Genomic DNA, 20599 nt, shown 5'->3' with positions numbered 1-20599 from the left:
AATTTTTATTTTATCCAAATTTCTTTAGAGCCAGACTTAGCAATATAAAAAGCTATTCAGAAAATGCGCCTACTGAACTTGTATGATTACTAATTTTATTACCAAAGAAATCTTGGTTATAACTTACACCATTTATTTCAGGATAATTGATAGCTATTGCCTCAACACTTGCTTTATTTGTCATCTCATTGTAGTAATCCAAAGGTGATTTATTATTAGGCATATAATCTAATCTTCCCCACTTTTTAAGTGCTGAATTAAAATCTAATTCTTTTGGTAAAGCAGAATTTGATTTATAGCCAACTAGTTCATTAATCAGATACTTTCCAGTTCTTGGTCTATCAGCATTAATATCTTCTGGACCAGATCCTGCATTATTCAATACAATACCTTTTATCTCATTCGTTTCTTCATCAGGTTGGCTTATTCCGCCTAGATAGCAATTGCTATCTAAATGGAATTTAGCCTTATTATTTGGAGCCTCACTCTTTAATACGTAGAAGCTTTGTGAGTTAGGATAGTAAAAAATATTGTTAAACAAATATGCTTCTCTATTACCTGTCCCTGCTTTAGAATTTGCAACATCAATTATTCCTGATCTACCACTTAATACTTTTTTAGAGTAAATGGTATTACTGTATATTGCTGTTCCAGATGGAATACCTCTAGAAAATTCAAATGTTTTATCATTATCATTTTGACTAATATTATACCTTACAGTTGGACCAGTATGAGGGAATCCATTCATAATCAACATAAATCCACCCTCATTGTTATGACTATAGTTATATTGCATTACAGTATTCTTGCATAGGTGGTCACAATCAAATCCCTGTCCATCTTGTACACCATGTGTATAGGCTACTTCATTATACTGAATAACTGTATTACTTGCTTCAAAAGGCCAGATTCCTGCATTGTATCCTGTATTTTGATATCTAGCATGAGTTACTAAATTATACTCTATTAAAGCTTTATCTGTATCCCTAACTGTTATACCATCTCCTCCAACTTTATTAATTCTATTATCTTTCACAACAACATTAGTTGAAGGATACCAATTTATCGGTAACGTAGAATTGTTCTTTGTAGATTGATTACACCAACTTGAAGAGATTAGTTTTATAGCTGAGCGATCAACTTTCTCTAATTTACAATTTTCAATTAAAATAGAATCATACTTTGTAGGTACTCCTTCTAACGTGCCTTTATTTACTGTTGCTTTCACATCGAAGAAAATACCGCCATTCCATTTAGAGCTGATGTTACCGTTTATATCATGAATATACATATCTTGAATCGTAATTCCATGAACAATACCATAATCTTTAGCAGAAACATTAATTCCTCTTAAATTAAGTGAACGGTTATTACTTGAATTTAGCAAAAATGACGTATTGTATCTACTAGACAAATTAGTTATCTCTAGTCCCTTAATCGTTATATATTCTTGATTAAATAGAGAAATGACATTTTCTATTTCACCTTGTCCATTCAATTGTGGTCTGTCACCATTTCCATACGAAGTAATAATTATCTTATCTTCCGATGTTCCACTTCCTTTAAAAGATAAAGCAGACTGCTTACCATAAAATTTACTTCCTGATTTTAATAAAATCTTATCCCCAGGATTCAATACTACATGTTTTAAATTATTTAATGACCTCCATGGCTCTGATTCACTTTTTCCAGAATTACTATCATTACCTGAATTTGAATCTATATAATAACTTACTTTTTCGCTTACACTAGTACTTTTCTTAAACTTAACAATTAAAGTTATAGAATCTACTTGTACATTATTAGGAACAATGAATTCATTATTTATGAATGAGCCAAGTTGAGAAATTTCATAAGATTGAAACTGGTAACCAGGTTTATTCATGCATGAAATTTTTACTTTTTCACCAGGAATTACTTTGTAGTTGCTTAAAGTAACCGTTCCCGCTATGTGTTGCTTATCTTCAACACTATCAATCATTGAAAGTACTTTTATATTAATAGTTCTATTAATCTTTTTTATTTCTATGTTGTCTAATACAACAGAACGATACAAAGATTTTTCTTCTACATCGAATACTGGTCTTGTGTTATTAAAAGAATCGTCCTTTACAAGGCTATAGTTCAATATTGCGTGATTATCTACTTCTATATTAACATTACCAGCTATTACATTAATTTTATATGTATGGATTGCCCTATCTAATTTAAAATTTACTTCATCTAAGATATTCTCGCCTTGATTAGTTGACTTTTTTAGTAGAGCTTTCTTTCCTGTTAATTCTAAAAAATATTTTATTGCTCCACTACTTCTAAAAATTATTCTTACTGTATTATATTCTTTGACTTCACCTACTTGCCCCAATGAAAACGCAAGACCATATCCAACATTAGAATTTTCAGTTACAGAAATATTTTTTAAATTATATTTTAAATAACTAGACTGGGTTTTTGGTGATAATAAAACAGCCCCATCACTAAGTTTTACATCATTAGAATAATCAAATCTCAATAAAGAATTATTCTGATTAAAATCTTCTTTAAAATATACATCTGGATCTTTTACTTCTTTTATAAAATCAGCATAAATAGTGACGTTACCAATCTTATCACTTAGCTCAAACTTATTGTTGACAATATCCAATAATCCATCTGTGCTAGCGCCATCATCTGTCCTATATGATTTATATCCATTAAAAATATATCCTGGCTTAGGTTTAGGAATCAACTTAATTACATCCCCGGCTTTACCTTCCAATATATTCTTTTCAGTTAGTAACTCTCCACCTATATTACTCTTCTGACCATTAGTTGTTACTTGTAAACTTACTTTATAAGTAGTCTGGGGCAATCCTTCAGCGTATACTCTATCTAATCCAACACAGCAAATCACAGCAAGCAGCATCAACATACCGAAAAGTATTTTCTTCATCGTAACCATTTCCTTTCATTAATTTGAACATGGTCTATTTTCAGTAGCACTTTTTACCTTATAAATTAACTTGAACATTTTAAATAATATTAAAGACTACAAAGTTAAAAAATTAACTTATCTGATTCTTCAGAAATTCTATTGCTTGCTTTGGATTGTGAGTTAAATTGATATACTGCGCCCCTTTAGTTGAAATCAATTTAATATTAAGTTTATTGGTATCTTCTTTTATATCGTCATAATACAAACGAACTTGAGGAGCTAGAATCACAACATTGTAATTCTTCAGAATATCACGATGTGCTCCATATGCACCTGAGTTAGCTATAACATCTAACTTATATTTTTTAGCTCCTTCGTTAATAGAGTTCGCTAGTTGAGCACTTGTGCCTGCACCAGCACAAAGTACTAAAACTTTTAATCCAGATAATTTATCTTCGTATTTTACTAAATTATCTCTTTTAATACTCTTTTTTGAATCTTCTTTTCCTATAATCTTACTTTCTTTAAGTTCTTCTTGAGTTAATAATTGTCTATCATAAGCTTTTAGAAATGGTAGATAAATTACAGCATCAATAAATAATAAAATTACAATAAAAATCCAAGAAATCACTTGAAAATGTGTATTTAATAAAATTCCAATCGGTCCAGGAACCGTCCAAGGAAGTGCATAAATCATTCCATTCATTCCCAAAATATCAATAAAGAATTTTCCTAGGATAACATTTACCATAGGAGTAACTATAAAAGGAACAAACATATATGGATTGAGAATCATTGGTGCACCAAATAACAATGGTTCATTAACAGCAAAAAGTACCGGAATAAGAGATGCTTTACCAACTGTCTTTAATTGTTGGGACTTCATAAAGATAATCAATAATATTGGAACAATAAAAGTTGCACCCGTACCGCCAATTGCAGCAATATAATTTCCAAAATTATTAGTCATTGCATGTGAGGCATGTGTACCCAATTGAAACATTTTTAAATTTGCTTCCGTATTGCTTAATTGAAAAGCTGTAACAGCAGGCATAACAATTGAAGGCCCATGAATACCAACAAACCATAGGAGAGCAGACAGTCCCCAAATTAAACACATACCAGGATAAGTTTCTACCCCTTTAAATAAAGGAGTTAAAAACTTCTGAAAAACTTCAGCAAAAGGAACCCCTGCAAATGTTCTAGAAAGAAGATCGATCAAAGAGCACGCAAGAACAGCTAAAGCAAATGGAAAAATATCTTTAAATGCTTGTGAAATTGTTCCAGGGACTTGTTTAGGAAGCTTAATCGTAACATTTTTTAAAATACATATACGATAGACATTAACTACAATAAATGATGCTACAAATGAGGAAAGCAATCCTTGTGAGCTTAGATAAGTAACACTAAATGCACCAGTCCTAACTTCAGCTGTAACAGCTAAAAATAGAAAACCACACATTGATGCAAGCATTGTAGATGTCGCATTGATAACTCGGCCATTTGGCATTGAACGATTGAAATTATCTGCTAAGTTTTTGGCAGTTGTGCCAGCAACCATTAAAGCTAAAATTCCCATGGTAAAGTTATAAACTTTTGTTAACCATGCGCTAAGTCCTTGTGGTAGCTGGATACCAAATAATGGTGGTAATGAAGATATTAGCAACATTAAACTAGCAAACATTACAATTGGCATTACTGCAGTAAAGCCATCTTTTATCGCCATTAAGTAATTATTTTTTGATAATTTCTCAAAAAAATTTTTGTGCTTTTCAATTGCATTTATAACGACATTCATAATTTTACACCTCTGTCATGGTGGCACTAAGCTTTTGGCACCACAGTGCACTCTTTTTGATAAAGCGCTTCTGGCTCTCAAAATCTACGAAGAAAAGTCCATATCTTTTTCCATAGCCATTTACCCAAGAGAATTGGTCTTCAAGTGACCAAATAAAATATCCAATAACATTTACTCCTTCACTTCTAGCTTTTAACAATTGGTATAGATGTTGATCTAAAAAAGTTATTCTTTCATCATCGTCAATAATTCCATCATTTTTTGACTGTTTTTCATCTAAACCTATACCATTCTCAGTTATTAAAATAGGAGGTAATCTAGGATAATTCTTGCTTATCCTTTTTAGCATTACATATAAACCTTTAGGATAAATATTCCATCCCCATGCTGTTTTAGAAATATCATTACGATTGGCAAAACTACCAATACCTTTTATTTGTCCTTCTTGGCTTTTAATAAACTCGGAACGATAATAATTCATGCCAAACATTCCATTTAATGGCGCAGCCTTTTGCATAATTTCTAAATCATCAGTTTCAATTTTTATTTTTGCATGGTTTATCGACAATATATTCTGCATTCTTTTTAATGTATTTGTACGATACTTTCCTAAAAGGATACCGTCTAAGAGAAACACATTATTATAAACTTCATAATTTTTAGTTGCTTCTTTATCTGCTTCGCTGTTTTTATCATTTGGAAAACCAGGTTTAAGTGCTAAAATGCATCCAATTCTCCCTTTTTTACATATTCTATGAAACGCTAAAACTACTTTAGAGTGTGCCAAAATCATATTATGTTCTGCCTGAATAGCTTCGCTAAGATTATTCTTGTGATTTGGCGGAAATGCTCCAGTAATATATTGTCCACTTGCCAAAGACATTAGTTCATTAATTGTGAACCAATGTGATACTTCAGAAAATTCTCGAAAGCAAAATTTGGCATATTCAACGAACTTATCTATATTTTCTCTATTAAGCCAATCACCTGTTTCAATCATTTTTTGCGGCGAATCAAAATGATGTAGAGTTACATAAGGCGTTACATTATTTTCTAAACAACATTTGAACAAATTATGATAGTATTGCACACCTTGTCGATTTACCTTATTATCAAAATTTGGAAAAATTCTGACCCACGAAATTGATAATCTAATAGCATTTAATCCGTACTTACTTGCAAGAGATATATCTTCGGAGTATCTATGATAGAAGTCACTTGCTGGATTAGGATTATATAGCGGATTTTTAGATAAATATTCATCCCACATATTAATTCCTTTTCCATCTTCTTGTGTTGCGCCTTCTACTTGATACGCAGCTGTAGCAGCTCCCCAAATAAAATTTTTAGGCAATGATTTTACAGATTTTAAAGTTAGATCACTCATTTACCTAATCTCCCTACCCTCTAAAATATTGATTCTCTCATATAAATCAATAATAGTAGTCATTTCATCTTTTAAAAGCATAGTAGTCATTAGTGTATCTTGACCATGAGCCATAATAAAAGTCATATCTAAGTTTGATCCACCTGCTTCTTCTGACATTAAATTAGTTTGTACTTTATGAGCTTCATTTATACTTTCTTCAGCTTCACTTATCAATTTTTTTGCTTCTGTAATATTTCCAATTCTCGCTTTATTTAAAGCATCTAAGAGATAGCTTCTTGCATCTCCCGCATAAGCCACAATATCAAAACCAACCATTGAAATTTTTTCTTTAAGATTTTTATCGTTCATTTTTTACCTCCAAAAAAAGCTGTAACTTAGTTTAGCTAAATTACAACTTTTGAGTTCTATATTTTTCTGAAACCAAGTTTTAAGAGTGAGGGAATATTACTTAAATGATTTCTTATTTATCTCTATATTTAAATCCTGCATAATTAGTAGCAACTTCGGTTATTCGATATACATCAAGGGGGAATTGAAAATCATCTTCATGTAGTTTAATAAAATCAATAAAGTTCTTCCAAGCATCTTCTGCTTTTTCAGAATTACCATTAGAAATTAATTCGAGCGCCTTAGATAATTGCATTAATACTTCGCGATGATAAGCAAGAATCTTCCAATTTTCGTGCTGTACACCTTTCGACTTAGACAAATGAACTATTACTGTGTCCAAAAATTCATTTGCTAAATTATAAATTTGATGATAGTTTTTAGAAATTTCTTTATTTATACGATTTCCGATTCCATTAAAATAGTCTGGACTTGAAAGATTTGAAATAGTATCAAGATAGTGAATAACGTCTTGATATTCATTACCAAAGGCAGCGGAGAAATATTCTTTAACTAAATCTTCATAGCTAATCTCTTTATCCCAAAGAGTCCTGCCCATAACGTAGTTTGGAAAAGTAGTCGGCAAACCTGCTCGTAATTCTTGACAAGAAATATAACCATTTAGATGTAATTGCTCTAAATACTTAATATCTCTTGAAATTACGTGACTAATTTCCATATAACCTAAATCGCCATAATGTGCTCTACCTAAAGGATAATCATACACAAAACTATCTCCTGCAAACATTTTCTGCCAATCAAATAAGAAAGCTAGATTACTTTCGAGAGAGTTTGGTAAAGTAATATTATTTCTCTTATACTTAGGTGGTTCAGGTATGTCATTTTTATAATCAACATCAGCATAACTCTTTTCAAAAGTTCTACTGATTGGCGCAAACATCATAATAAATCTATCTGGATGCTTAATTTTTGCTTTTTCAGGTGCATAAAGCAATTCATGATACAGTAAAAAGCAAATCTTAGTATCTAATTCTGCCTTAGTTAATTGTTCATCTAAATAATTCAGAAATTCTACATATTGATCTGATGGAGTTGTCTTTTGACATTCACTACATTCACAAATATTATTATTTGCATCAGATAACCAAACGTGTAAGTAGTCAACTTCAGAATGTTTTTTAGCATAATCAACAATAATTTTTGCCATTCGTTTATTAACTTCAGGATTTGCAAAATCTAGGCTAGTAAATATAGGGGTATCATTAATTAATTCCCGTTTTCCATTAACTAAAGCAACAAGGCCTTTCTTATCCTCAGAAATTTTCTTACCTGTTTCCCAGCCAAATTCTGATGAAAATCCTAATACTCTGCCAGTCCAGCCATGACCGACACGATGATGATGTAAACTTCTTACTTTGATAGCTTCATCAACTTTATTACTCATTTCTTTAGCTAATTCAGTTGAAAAGTCTTTATTTTCCCAATAATTGTTAAATTCATGGCTATACCAGCGTTTTAAAAAAGTATATGGATTGTCAAATTGAATAAAGAAACTATTAAATCCATTTTTTGGTAACCAATCTATAAATTCAAGAACATTTTCAAGAGAATCTGCACCTTCAATGCACACACCTCTGTGCTTATAACTTGCAGTATGAGAATATGATATTTGTCTATCGATATCGGCTTGAACTAATTTAGGCAAGAAGTCATTATCTTTACCTGGTCTTAAAAATCTTGCACCTAAAATATGGAGATATTGATATACTCCAATTAATAAAGCAACATTGTTATTAGCTGTAATCTTTACTACTGCTTCAGAGTCAGAGATAATATCTACACGATCATTACCAGATTGTTCTACAACTTCTAAAGTATATCTAGGAAATGTTAGCTTAGTTAATGCCTTATTATTAATTTTTACTAAATATGATTCTAATTCCTGTTTTGCAAACTTTACTGTTGCATTTTTAGAATTTATTTTAATGTCAATCATAGAAAAGTCTTCTTTCCACATTATTTACTATTTAATTAGCACTCTTTTCTTCCTTTAGTCGAGCGTTATCTGCCGATTTGAAGAATGGATAGTAAATCAAAACTGAAATTACAACCAAGACCGCTTGTAAAACAGCAGAATTAATACTACCACCAGTTGCTAAGAAGCCACCGATAATTGGAGGTGTAGTCCAAGGAAGGGTTACACCTGTTGTATATGGAATTAAATGTAATGCCATAGCTCCATAAGTTACAGCAGCATTGATAATTGGATTTAAAATAAACGGAATCAGCATAATTGGATTCAATACAGTTGGAAAACCAAACAAAATTGCAGTATTAATATTAAACAAAGCTGGAATACCGGATACTCTACCCAAAGTCTTGTATTCTTTGCTCTTGCTAAAGAACATCAAGCAGATTGCTAATCCAATTGTGGCACCGCCACCGCCCATATATACGAATAAATCAATAAAGGGTTGAGTAATAATATGTGGTAAAACTGATACACCATGTTGCAAAGCTACTCTATTAGCATCTGTAAATTGAAGCCAAATCGGCTGCATAACCGTATTTACTACCTGCCCACCATTGACTCCACAGAACCAAAATAATGAGTTTAAGAAAATAGCAACAAATGTACCTATTAAGGAATCCCCAATTAAACTTAAAGGTTTGCCAATAATCGTCGCAAGTAATACGTTAAATGACGCAAGTCCCATAGCCTTTAAGCCAAGATTAATGAGTTCAAAGAAAATTAAAATTACGGCACCTGGAACTAAAGCCATAAATGATTGCCCAACTACTTCTGGAACGCTATCAGGCATCTTGATAACAAAGTTCTTTTGAATAAACCAGCGATATATCTCTGCAGTGATAAAGCCTACCACAATAGCAGTAAATAATCCCTGTCCACCTAATGCAGAATATGGAATACCATTTCCTGTTTTTGTAATTAAAGGTGGAGTTAAAAGGAATACACTCGCTACGGACAATGCCCCTGCTGGTAATCCTTCAACTTTATAAGAAGTTGCAAGCCTATAAGCGACACCGAAAGCAGTAAATACTGAAATTAATCCAAAACTATTGTTAGCCAAACTATTTAAGACTGGACCAACACCTGTTTTAGTTAGCCAATTTGTATATGCAACAATTGGAAAGCTACTTAACAAAGTAAAAATAGAACCAACAAGAATAAGCGGCATAGCAAGCATAAAACCTTCACGTAATGCTTTAAGATGTCTTTGCTTACTAATTTTTTCTCCTAAGGGAGCAAGCTTATTTTGTAAAAAATCCATAAAAGTTTTCATGATACACTTCCCCAAAATAAATAAAACTAACAGCGCAATAATTAATTAACTTATTTAATTATTGCATTACCAGTATTTCCCTTAACTCAACTAAAGTATAGCATGGTACCGCTTACTTTGTAAATATAATTTGTTAATTAAATTAACTTATTTTGAGAAGTAAAAATCTAAAATTGGCTTTATCTTGCTTTTAATTATTTTATTAAATAAAATAATTATTGGAGATGATATTATGAAAAGAACACAGACAATTAACCGAACTATAAAATACTTACTTATAAATCATCATACAACGCGCGTTGATTTACATACTTATCTAGGTATTTCATCTGCAGCTGTTTCAAATATAGTTAAGCAATTAATTGATAACAACATCATAATTGAAACTGGATCCGCAATTTCCAAGCAAGAGGGTGCTGGTCGTAATAAACAAATTATTTCACTTAATAAAAAAATAGGTTATTATATTGGCGTATCATTTACACTTGAAGGGCTAGCCGTCTGCATTTGCAATGCACTTGGAGAAAAAATTGATCAACAATTTTTAGACTATTCTTCTTTTTTAAATAAAGATATTAACCTATTAATTATTAATTTAGTTCAAAAATTATTATCAAAGCATTCTGATTTGAAAGTTTTAGGTATAGGAATTGCAATTCCTGGTCATTACAATTCTAAAGATCATAAATTAATATCCAATAATAAAATGTGGGATATGTTTAATTTACCAATGATTAAATCATATCTAAATTTACCAATTATTGCCGAAAATAATGTTGAATCAATGGCACTAGCCCGTCACTTATTTAATGGCGACAATAATATTGAAAAATTTATCTTCTTTAATATTGGTTATGGAATATTCGCTTCATTTATTGATCCCAATAATATTCATCCTAAAACTAATTATTCTGTGGGAGAAATTGGTCATTCCATCGTAAAACTTAATGGTTTTCAATGTGAATGTGGCAAAAAGGGATGTCTACAAACCTATATATCAGAAACTTGGCTATTAAAAAAAGCAAGATTATTGTATAATCTTGCCGATAATACTGTAATACGCGAATTAGTAAAAAATATAAATGATGTTACCCTAGATACTATATTCAAAGCATATAAGCTAAATGATGAGTATATTGTAAATATGTTAAATGAAGGTATGCAATACCTAAGCATTTCAATTTCTAACTTATTAATGACTTATGACGCAGATACTATTTATCTAAATAGTCCACTTTTACAAGAAGAACCTTTTTATTCAAAATTGCTACCTCTAATAAATGAGCAGTTAAGATTTGTAAATACTCAAAAGAAAACAAAAATCAATATTTTAAAATATGATAAATACTCTGGGGCTATAGGAGGATGTGCCTTAGTGGCAATGTCAGAACTAATTAAAGACGAAAAGTATTATGGTATTGCTCTACATTAAAATATAAAAATCGTTGATGCTCAACTAGTGTTCATATCATACCATCACTTGTTTGACATCAACGATTTTATTTTGACCTTTTTAGCAGCTAGTTTAGCAATTTAAAACATAAATAACCACTTCATATATAGAGTTGTTATTTTATCCAAATTTCTTTAGAGCCAGACTTAGCAACTAAAACATTTTTGCTTTTAGCGTTCTTTAAATAAGAAGATGATGTAGCATGATCTTTAACCTGAATTTGACCATCACTGGTAGTCAACTTATAACCAGTAAATTTAGTCCCTTTAACCTTAATATTCCCAGTAGTTGATCTAAGATTCATACCATCTGTTAATTTACTATCAGAAATAATAATATCACCATCATCTGAGGAAATTATTCCCCTTTTCAAGTTTAAATTATTAATTCTTACATCGGCGTCACTTGTTTTTACTCGTAATTTAATTAATTTTGACTTTTTAGGAATTGTTATTGTTATCTTAGGCAAACGCATCAAACCTAAGGCATGTTGAGCCTTGACTTGATTAACAGTTACTTGGTCTTTTTTCTGCTTAATTAGTGGCATGGTAGTATTTTTGCCATAATAGGTTATCTTATAATTTTTACCTGGCTGTATAATTATATCCGCATTTTGACTAATAATTTTTAAATCAGTAAAGACCTTGCTAGTCAAAGTTTTAGTAACCTCTTTAGTCGGCTTGCTGCTAGTAGATTTACTACATCCCCCAATTAAAACCAAAACCACTAACATCCCCAAAAAAGTTAATATTCTTGGAATAAACTTTTTCATTTTTACTCTACCATTCTAGAAATCTTCTGGCTTCTCCAAGTTCTCCTTATCAAAGTAATAAGCTATTGCATCCATGATTCTGTCACTAGCCTTCCCATCACCATAAGGATTCTTGGCATTGGCCATCTCTTCATAAGCATCCTTATCTTCAAGTAAGCGAGTCATCTCTTCTCTAACCTTATCCACTTCAGTTCCTACTAACTTCAATGTTCCAGCTGCAACGCCTTCTGGTCTTTCTGTAGTATCACGCAAAACTAGAACTGGCTTACCAAGACTTGGCGCTTCTTCTTGTACACCGCCAGAATCTGTCATAATGAAGTAACTACGCTTAGCTAAGTTGTGGAAGTCTACCACATCAAGTGGATCAATCAGGTGGATGCGTGGATCATTGCCTAACACACGCTTGGCCACTTCTTGTACCCTTGGTGATAAGTGTACGGGGTAGATAATTTCAACATCGTCATGACTATCAACTACTTGCTTCATCACCTTAAAGACACGTTCCATTGGTTCGCCTTGGTTCTCACGACGGTGCATAGTTACCAAGATTACTCGATTACCTGGAGTGATTTCATCAAGTACATCATGATGATAATCTTTTTGAACTGTTTGTTGCAAGGCATCAATTGCAGTATTACCAGTCACAAAGATATTATCTGCTGAGTGGTTCTCCTTAAGTAAGTTAGACTTGCTTAACTCAGTTGGAGCAAAGTATAAGTCTGCCAAGTCATCAGTCATTTGACGGTTCATTTCTTCTGGGAATGGTGAATACTTATTCCAAGTTCTAAGTCCAGCTTCCACATGGCCTAAGGTCGTCTGTTGATAGAAAGTAGCAAGTCCTGCCGCAAAGCTAGTAGTTGTATCGCCATGAACTAACACAATATCTGGCTGTTCATCCTTAATAACTTTAGATAAGTCAACCATTACCTTAGAAGTAATTTCTTCCAAGGTTTGGTTTTTATGCATAATATTAAAGTCATAGTCTGGTTTAATTTTAAAAATATCTAATACTTGATCTAGCATCTCACGGTGCTGAGCAGTAACGACAGTTACTTCTTCAAAGCGGGCGTCTTTTTTTAATTTTAAGACAAGAGGTGCCATCTTAATTGCTTCTGGTCGCGTGCCAAAAACAGTCATTACCTTAATCTTGTTCATAAAAAACCTCCATTATTAAGTTAACTATAACCTAAAATATCTAATTTATAAATAAGAAGTTTATACTAAGTTTAGTTAAACAAATATCGGAGGAAAAAATGTATTTTACTTTGTTATCCATAACTGGATTCTTGCTCATACTAGTAGCATTCTTGTTAGTGTTTAGCTTTGATAGTAAGTTATCTGTTAAAGTTCATAGAATAATGCAGTTTATCGCAATAACCTTGTTGATTTTAGTTTTTGTTATTACTTTTATTCTATTTACAAAACCGGCAATTTTGATAAGTGAGAATTTTATCAACCTAAATTTTATTACCTAAAGAGTTAATAAAACAAAAACTGCTATATTTTTTAATAGCAGCTTCTTAAAATCTCACAATTATGACCCCGGTGAGATTCGAACTCACCTCTACGGTTTAGGAGACCATTGTTCTATCCAGATGAACTACGGGGTCGCATCAGTTCTACTTTACCATAAAACTGAATTTTTACCTAGAACTTTTTTTCTAATATTGTGGTACATAAAAGTTGCGTTGGTCATTATCTTGAGCGATCTTATCTGCCGCAAAGACAAACGGCATCCAGATCAAGACCGCGATTACTACATTTATCAAGGTTAATACAATTGCTCGCCAATCATAATTACATGCCAAAAAAGAATTTATAAACGGTGGCATTACCCCTGGAACAAATATTTGTACCGGGTTGACTAACCCCATCTTAGTTACCCAATAAGCCAGAGAAACATTCACCATCGGTGCAATTACAAATGGAATCAAGTATACAGGGTTAAAGACCACCGGTAAGCCAAATATAACAGGTTCGTTAATATTAAACACAGCAGGTGCTAGAGCCATCTTAGCCACAGTCCTTAAGTCTGTTCTCTTTGAAAAGACCAAAATTGCAATAATTAAAGCTAGTGTCCCACCTGCTCCGCCAAACCAAGCAAAGACATTAAATGAATCACGTACCCAAAGATATGGTATTTTATTGCCAGTTCTAACTGCAGTCACATTGATATTTTCCGGTGTAAGCCATAATGAGTCAATAACAGGAGTTAATACACTAATTCCGTTAATACCAAAGAACCAAAATGCTTGCACTAAAAAAGTAATCAATAAGACCATGCCAAAGCCTTGACCCATCTTTATTAGAGGTGACTGAATGGTGGTTAATAACCAATTACCAAAATAAGTTCTAGTAAGCCCTTGAAAAAGATAGTTAATCCCAGCCACACTAAAGACAGCAATCAGTGATGGTATCAAGGTACTAAACGCTACCCACTCAGAATGCGGCATATTATTAGTAGAAAACTTAAGTGTTAACCTAGCACGATAGGTCAAAATAAAGATAGCTGTCCCTAGCAAGCCAAATACAATTGCTGTAAATAATCCCATAGTGGAGAACTGACTTGTGTCGACAATGTTTTTGACATCAATTAATGTGCCACCTAGCTTTAGCTTAGATATATCACTAATACTCATTGTAAACGACACTAATGCTATAGTTGCACCAGTAAAGCGATTTACTTCATAAGTTTTAGCTAAGTGATAACCCCACGATAGAGCAAAATAGATCGCAAATAATGCAAAAGTACCATTCCAGACAAGATTATCTATCAACAATAATGGCTTCATTATTCGATAAAAATTATCCCACCCTAGCTGTAACTTAGCTGCCTTAATCAGACTACTAAAAAGCATTGCCAAAGACCCTGCCATCGTAATCGGTAAAAGTGAAATAAATGTATCTCTTAAGGCTACAAGCCAGCGAATCTGACCTAACTTAGTTGCTAATGGCAGGATATAAGTTTCTAGCCATTTAACAAGTCGTGACATTACTTACCTTCTTTTCTTCTTTTATGGGGATGATAGCCCTTATTCTTCTTATTACGCCATCTCTTTTTCTTGTGTTTAGCTTCAGGCTTAGTGACTATTTGCTTTTGACTTGAACTATCATCATTTTTAGCTTTCTTTGGTCTTTCATTAGTTAGGTGGTAACCTGCAAAGTATACCCGCTCAATTTGATAAGAATCTGCTAACAACTTACGCAAATCCCTAAAGTCATGGTCATCACCTAGCGTTATAACTTGCCCTTCCTTATTCATTCGACCTGTACGACCGCTACGATGCATGTAAGTATTCACTTCACTAGGAATTTCAAAATTAATTACATAAGTTACATCTGGAATATCTAATCCTCTTGCAGCCAAATCAGTCGCAAACAATAACTTGCTCTTGCCAGCTTTAAATTGGCTCATTATTCGTTCCCGTTCTTGCTTATTGGCCTGGCTACTTAATACAGAAAATTTAGTCTTACTATGGGCAAAGATTCGTGCAAATTTCATCTCTGTTTCAGTTGAATCAAAGAATAAAATTCCTTTGAAATTATCAAGTTTAGTTAATCTTTGCAAAAACTGCATCTTGTATTGGTTCGATACTTGCAAAAAGCCATGCTTCACATTTGATTTCTGATCGGGGCGAACATCAATTAATAAAAAAATATGGGCAAATAATTCTTCACAATTGCGGGTAATTGTAGATTCTGATGCTCCAAATAATAGAATCTGAGCTTGAGGTTCAAGATTTTGACCTAATGAAGATAACATGTCAACCTTCGCAAATTCTAAAATATCATCAGCTTCATCAATTACAAGTGAAGTAATTTGATCCACTTTAATTCTATTATCTGATAGGAAGTCAAAGAATCGACCTGGCGTACATACTAGAATCTGTGGCTTCTCCTTGCGTAAACGTTCTAATTGCCGTTTACGATTACCTGCCCCCACTAAAGCCAAAACCTTCAATCCCATTGCCTTAACATAAGCTAACAATGCATCTCTGGTTTGGACTGCTAATTCGGTGGTTGGTTCTAAAATTATTGCCAACCCCCCAATCTCAGAAATCCTTTCAATAACCGGCAAGCCATAAGCTAAGGTCTTACCTGTCCCTGTCTTAGCTAATCCTACAACACTTGCACCAGAAGTAATGGCTTCATAGGTACTCTTTTGAATGAGTGTAGGTTTAGTTTTATTTTCTTTGGTTAATACTTCTTGAATTGGTTCTAGGTACATTATTTTTCACTTTCTTATTGAGTTAAGTTAGAATCATATAATTGTTGATAATTCGACATACTGCCAATATAGGCGAACATGGTAGTTCCACCTTCTAAATATTCAGTGTTCTTTACTCGCCCATTTTGGGTATAACACCAGAATGAATAATCTTTGCGATTTTTTAAGCTAGCTCCAGTATATAGGAACTGCGTCTCTGGTAAGAATAGATTCTTCCAATGATGATTGTCAGCCACCAAGATTTTCTTACCATTTGATTGTAAATATTGCGCAAACGTAGCTAGTGATCGCCAATACTTCTTGCTTTGGCTATCGACAGCAGGCACAATCATTACTGGCAAATTTCCGCTATTTTGACCAACTTTTTTCATAAAAAACTGGTATTGTTCCAAAGGTGTACTTTCATTACTATAAGTAACAATAGACCCCCAAGATAAGCGCGTACCTTGAAGCTGATCACGATAAAGCAAAAAATTATCATCAAAATAGGTTTTGCCTTGCGTCGACCGTAAATAAACAAAGGAGACGCCATTGTCTTGAACCTTGTGCAAGTCAACATCGTCCTTAGTTTGATCTAATTCAATTCCCAAGACACTCATATTTGAGCCTCGTGGTACGGTTGTATTGGTGCTACGGTGTAAATTATAAACACCAAACAACAAAATACTAATTGCAACGATAAGTAAAATAATAATAGACGGAAAAGTATACTTATGATGATATCTATGACGGTAGCGGCGCAAAACAAAATCCCCCTAGTGGATATTTTAACTTAAAATTATCACATCTTACCAGCTTAGTTAATGCAATAATGTATAATATTTTTTAACTATAGTTTTATTGTCACTAGTTAAGAAAGAAAAAGGTGTACTCATGACAAGACAGATTAGTTTTGCCCAAGCGCTAGCGACGGTTGTTGGAACAGTTATTGGTGGCGGGGTATTCTTTAAAATTGGCACCATCACTGAACATACTCAGAGTGCCTCACTTACTATTTTAGTATGGATAGTTGCTGGTGCTGTCTCGATTGCTTCCGGATTAACTGTTTCAGAAATTGCTGCCGCTCTTCCAGTAACTGGCGGCAGTGTTAAGTATATCGAATATACTTATGGCAAGGCATGGGGATTCTTATTTGGTTGGGCGCAAATGCTAGTCTATTTCCCCGCTAATATTGGCGCTTTAAGTGTTATCTTCGGGCAGCAGTTTGTTGTATTATTTAACCTGCCTAGCAGTTATGCGACAGCAATAGCGCTATTTTTAGCACTATTGCTAATGGGACTTAATTTTATTTCAACTAAATTTTCTAGTAAGATGCAATCTTTAACTACAATTTTAAAGATTATTCCATTAGCCCTCATTGTTATCTTCGGCTTGTTTAATCAAGATAAGATTAACCTTCAGGTTTTCCCCTTTCAGGCTGGCAGCGGACATTCATTTTGGGCTGCATTTAGTAGTGGCTTACTTGCAGCCTTGTTTGCCTATGACGGCTGGATCAATGTTACTAATCTAGCTGGCGAAGTAAGGCACCCTGAAAAAGACCTATCACGAGCTATTATCTTAGGCTTATCGTTGATTACTTTAATTTATGTTCTGGTTAATTATACCTTTATGTCAACTCTGCCATTCAAAAATATCATCGCTAATCCCAATACTGCCTATCTTACATCTCTAAAGTTATTTGGTAATTTGGGTGGGAAGTTAGTTACAATTGGTATTTTAATCTCAGTGTATGGGGCGATTAATGGCTTCATGCTTACCGGAATGCGAATCCCATACACACTGGCTAAAGACGGTATGCTACCACTTTCTAATAAGATTGGTAAGATTAATGTTAATACTGGTGTCCCTACTATTAGTGCTTTAATTATTTTAGCTATCTCATTAGTAATGATTTTATTGGGAACATTTGATCTATTAACTAATATGCTCGTCTTAGTTATGTGGACATTCACTACTTTAGTTTCAATTGCAGTTGTTATATTGCGCTTACGTGAGCCTAAGCTTGATCGACCTTATATTGTTCCTTGGTATCCAATTATTCCTGTTATTTCAATTGCCGGCGGTTTATTCATTGTTATTTCAACTATTATTAATGAATTCTGGATATCGGCAACTGGAATTGGCTTAACACTTCTTGGATTACCAGTTTATTACTATATGAAAAGAAAAATAATAAGCTAGCTTAAATTTAATAAAACAAAAACAATGCCAATCCTAATTGAGTACATGGCATTGTTTTTATTTAGCTATTTCAATTATTTATTAGAATTTGAATCAATGACTTCCTGCTTCAAGACACCGATGAAAGGAATGTTACGATATTTATTTAAATAATCTAAACCATAACCTACTACAAATTCATTTTTAACCATTGCACCGTAATAGTCCACAGTTACATTATCAACTCTACGTGCAGTCTTATTAAGTAAGGCACAACACTTAACACTCTTAGCACCACGCTTAGTAAGTAAGTCCTCCATAAACTTCAAAGTATGACCAGTATCTACAATATCTTCCACCAACAAGACATCGCGTCCCTTGACATCAGCCTGAATATCAATATCTAGTCTAACTTTACCACTAGATTCAAAGCCATCACCATAGCTAGAAACATCCATAAAGTCATTCTGCATGACAACGTCCATCTCTCTAACTAAGTCGGTCATAAAGAATACTGCACCCTTCAAAACCCCAACAACTAATGGATTCTTACCAGCATAATCTGCTGTTAATTGCTTACCCAAGCGCTTGCACATTGCTTGGATATCTTCTTGGCTGTATAAAACATGGTCAATAATGTCTGTAATATTGTCACTCTTAGTCATTTTTGTTCCCCTGCATTCCTATAAAGCTTTAGTAGAATTATAACATTATGTTACACAAAAAAGCACTTTTGTAAGTGCTTTTTTCTTACTTTTTGTTATCTTTAGCTACTTTTTGATCATTTTCATTCGCAATTTCAGAAACGATGAACCATCGCATAAAGCCCTGTTCAATATTCACTAGCTTGAAGTTAAAGCCTTCAAATTCAACTGATTGATCCTTTTCTAAGTTGGGATAATGTTCCATCATATAGCCACCGATAGTGATAATATCACTATCTTCGAAATTCTTAAGCTTCTTATGAAAGTAGCGTTCAAAGTCATAAAGAGTAGTCTTACCGGATACATGGATTTGATTATTTTTATCTTTGACAATGTATTCATCAGAAACATCGTCAATCTCATCCTTAATTGAGCCAAAAAGCTCTTCATAAATATCCTTATCAGTTACAATACCGCTAGTGCCACCATATTCATCGACTACTAAAACAATTGGGGTATGCTTTTTAATCATTAACTTCAAAATATCTTGAATCAACATTGATTCAGGAACTGTGATTATCGCTCTTATAATTCTAGTGATTGGTACAGTTGGATTATCACGGCCCTGCGATACAATATCATAGGCATAGACATAGCCAACTACATCATCTTTATTATTGTCTCTTACCACCGGAAAACGGCTAAAACCATCTTTAATATATTTTTCAAGGGCAGTTTTGACATTATCTTTATAGTTCAGAACTTCTAGCTGCGTTCTGTCAGTCATAATATCCTTAGCTACCTTATCATTCAACTCAAACGCCCGCTCCATATAGAGCAGATCATCCTTGTCTAAAGATCCACCAGTAACTGCATTTCTTGATAAGCGCAGGATTTCCGATTGAGAATATACTTCATTCTCCTCATCAGCAGATTGCATCCCCATTAAATGTAATAAGCCGTTAGCACTATGGTTAAGCAACCAAACGAACGGATACACGATCGTATGAAAGACCGTTAAAGGATTAACCACTGCCATCAAGCACTTGACAGGCATGTCAATCGCAACGTTTTTAGGAACAATTTCAGTTACGACAACTTCTAAGTAAGTTAGTAAGATGACACCCAAAGTAGCACCAATAACACCACTAGTCTTCTCTCCAAACAGATTCGTCATCCCAAACAAGTTAGTTAACAACTGTTCTATCGTACCTTGTCCAACCCAGCCAAGGATAACACCAACTAAGGTAGTTCCTACCTGAGTAGTTGAAAGAGACTCATTTAAATTATGAATCATATTCAAGGCTCGCTTTAACTTTTTAGGGTTACCTTGACCATTAGCTTCCATATCTTCAAGTTGGCTAGCCCTAGTCTGAACCAAAGCAAATTCCGCAACCACGAAAAAGATCGCAATTGCAAAAGTAATAACAATAATTATTAAATTAGTAGTTATATCTTTCGAAGACAATTATTTTCACCTTTATATATACAAATTAGCCTACATATATTCTAGCATCTATTATTATAAAAGTAGCTTTTAAAGCCAGATAAATAATAAGCGCTTATATTCTTGATTTACTAAATCAA

At 33.2% G+C, this 20599-nt stretch carries 15 protein-coding genes and 1 tRNA gene; 2 read left to right on the top strand and 14 right to left on the bottom strand.

Annotated elements, in window-relative coordinates:
• Positions 1–52: 52 nt before the first annotated feature.
• From J2Z60_RS03725 to celB, 6 genes are all read right to left on the bottom strand, one after another.
• Positions 53–2932, bottom strand: a complete 2880-nt coding sequence (locus J2Z60_RS03725) for a right-handed parallel beta-helix repeat-containing protein (protein ID WP_209686332.1) — start codon at positions 2930–2932, stop codon at positions 53–55.
• 112 nt (positions 2933–3044) lie between these two features.
• Positions 3045–4712, bottom strand: a complete 1668-nt coding sequence (locus tag J2Z60_RS03720) for a PTS lactose transporter subunit IIBC (protein ID WP_209686331.1) — start codon at positions 4710–4712, stop codon at positions 3045–3047.
• A gap of 4 nt (positions 4713–4716) precedes the next feature.
• Positions 4717–6099, bottom strand: a complete 1383-nt coding sequence (locus tag J2Z60_RS03715) for a 6-phospho-beta-galactosidase (RefSeq protein WP_209686330.1) — start codon at positions 6097–6099, stop codon at positions 4717–4719.
• Entirely contained in the window at positions 6100–6450 is a 351-nt protein-coding gene (locus tag J2Z60_RS03710) for a PTS lactose/cellobiose transporter subunit IIA (RefSeq protein ID WP_209686329.1), read from the bottom strand.
• 112 nt (positions 6451–6562) lie between these two features.
• Positions 6563–8446, bottom strand: a complete 1884-nt coding sequence (locus J2Z60_RS03705) for a DUF4838 domain-containing protein (protein WP_209686328.1) — start codon at positions 8444–8446, stop codon at positions 6563–6565.
• A gap of 31 nt (positions 8447–8477) precedes the next feature.
• Positions 8478–9755, bottom strand: a complete 1278-nt coding sequence (celB, locus tag J2Z60_RS03700; protein ID WP_209686327.1) for a PTS cellobiose transporter subunit IIC — start codon at positions 9753–9755, stop codon at positions 8478–8480.
• 232 nt (positions 9756–9987) lie between these two features.
• Here celB and J2Z60_RS03695 point away from each other — a divergent pair, with 232 nt between their 5' ends.
• Positions 9988–11187 carry an ROK family protein gene (locus J2Z60_RS03695; protein ID WP_209686326.1) on the top strand — a complete coding sequence of 400 codons (1200 nt, stop codon included), beginning with the start codon at positions 9988–9990 and terminating at the stop codon, positions 11185–11187.
• 136 nt (positions 11188–11323) lie between these two features.
• Here the strand turns inward: J2Z60_RS03695 and J2Z60_RS03690 are convergent, their stop codons facing one another.
• The 6 genes from J2Z60_RS03690 to J2Z60_RS03665 form a co-directional block, all read right to left on the bottom strand.
• A complete protein-coding gene (locus tag J2Z60_RS03690) occupies positions 11324–11980 on the bottom strand; it encodes a DUF4097 family beta strand repeat-containing protein (protein WP_209686325.1) in 657 nt (218 codons plus the stop codon).
• A 15-nt stretch (positions 11981–11995) separates the two neighbouring features.
• Positions 11996–13135 carry a non-hydrolyzing UDP-N-acetylglucosamine 2-epimerase gene (gene wecB / locus J2Z60_RS03685; RefSeq protein WP_209686324.1) on the bottom strand — a complete coding sequence of 380 codons (1140 nt, stop codon included), beginning with the start codon at positions 13133–13135 and terminating at the stop codon, positions 11996–11998.
• Positions 13136–13517: 382 nt separating this feature from the next.
• A tRNA-Arg gene (locus tag J2Z60_RS03680) sits at positions 13518–13590 on the bottom strand.
• 51 nt (positions 13591–13641) lie between these two features.
• Positions 13642–14973: a PTS sugar transporter subunit IIC gene (locus tag J2Z60_RS03675; RefSeq protein WP_209686323.1), complete on the bottom strand. Its 1332-nt coding sequence runs from the start codon at positions 14971–14973 to the stop codon at positions 13642–13644.
• Positions 14973–16208 carry a DEAD/DEAH box helicase gene (locus tag J2Z60_RS03670; protein ID WP_209686322.1) on the bottom strand — a complete coding sequence of 412 codons (1236 nt, stop codon included), beginning with the start codon at positions 16206–16208 and terminating at the stop codon, positions 14973–14975. Before J2Z60_RS03670 ends, J2Z60_RS03675 begins: the two co-directional genes overlap by 1 nt.
• A 14-nt stretch (positions 16209–16222) precedes the next feature.
• Entirely contained in the window at positions 16223–16951 is a 729-nt protein-coding gene (locus tag J2Z60_RS03665; protein WP_209686321.1) for a GH25 family lysozyme, read from the bottom strand.
• Positions 16952–17081: 130 nt separating this feature from the next.
• Here J2Z60_RS03665 and J2Z60_RS03660 point away from each other — a divergent pair, with 130 nt between their 5' ends.
• Positions 17082–18389: an APC family permease gene (locus J2Z60_RS03660; protein WP_209686320.1), complete on the top strand. Its 1308-nt coding sequence runs from the start codon at positions 17082–17084 to the stop codon at positions 18387–18389.
• Positions 18390–18463: 74 nt separating this feature from the next.
• Here the strand turns inward: J2Z60_RS03660 and hpt are convergent, their stop codons facing one another.
• Both hpt and J2Z60_RS03650 read right to left on the bottom strand, forming a co-directional pair.
• Positions 18464–19033: a hypoxanthine phosphoribosyltransferase gene (hpt, locus tag J2Z60_RS03655; protein WP_209686319.1), complete on the bottom strand. Its 570-nt coding sequence runs from the start codon at positions 19031–19033 to the stop codon at positions 18464–18466.
• A gap of 85 nt (positions 19034–19118) precedes the next feature.
• A complete protein-coding gene (locus J2Z60_RS03650; protein ID WP_209686318.1) occupies positions 19119–20480 on the bottom strand; it encodes a hemolysin family protein in 1362 nt (453 codons plus the stop codon).
• Between the last annotated feature and the right edge of the window lie 119 nt (positions 20481–20599).

It is taken from the genome of Lactobacillus colini (assembly GCF_017874575.1).
In the GTDB taxonomy this organism is placed as follows: Bacteria; Bacillota; Bacilli; order Lactobacillales; family Lactobacillaceae; genus Lactobacillus; species Lactobacillus colini.
This window is presented reverse-complemented; position numbering and strand designations above follow the sequence as displayed.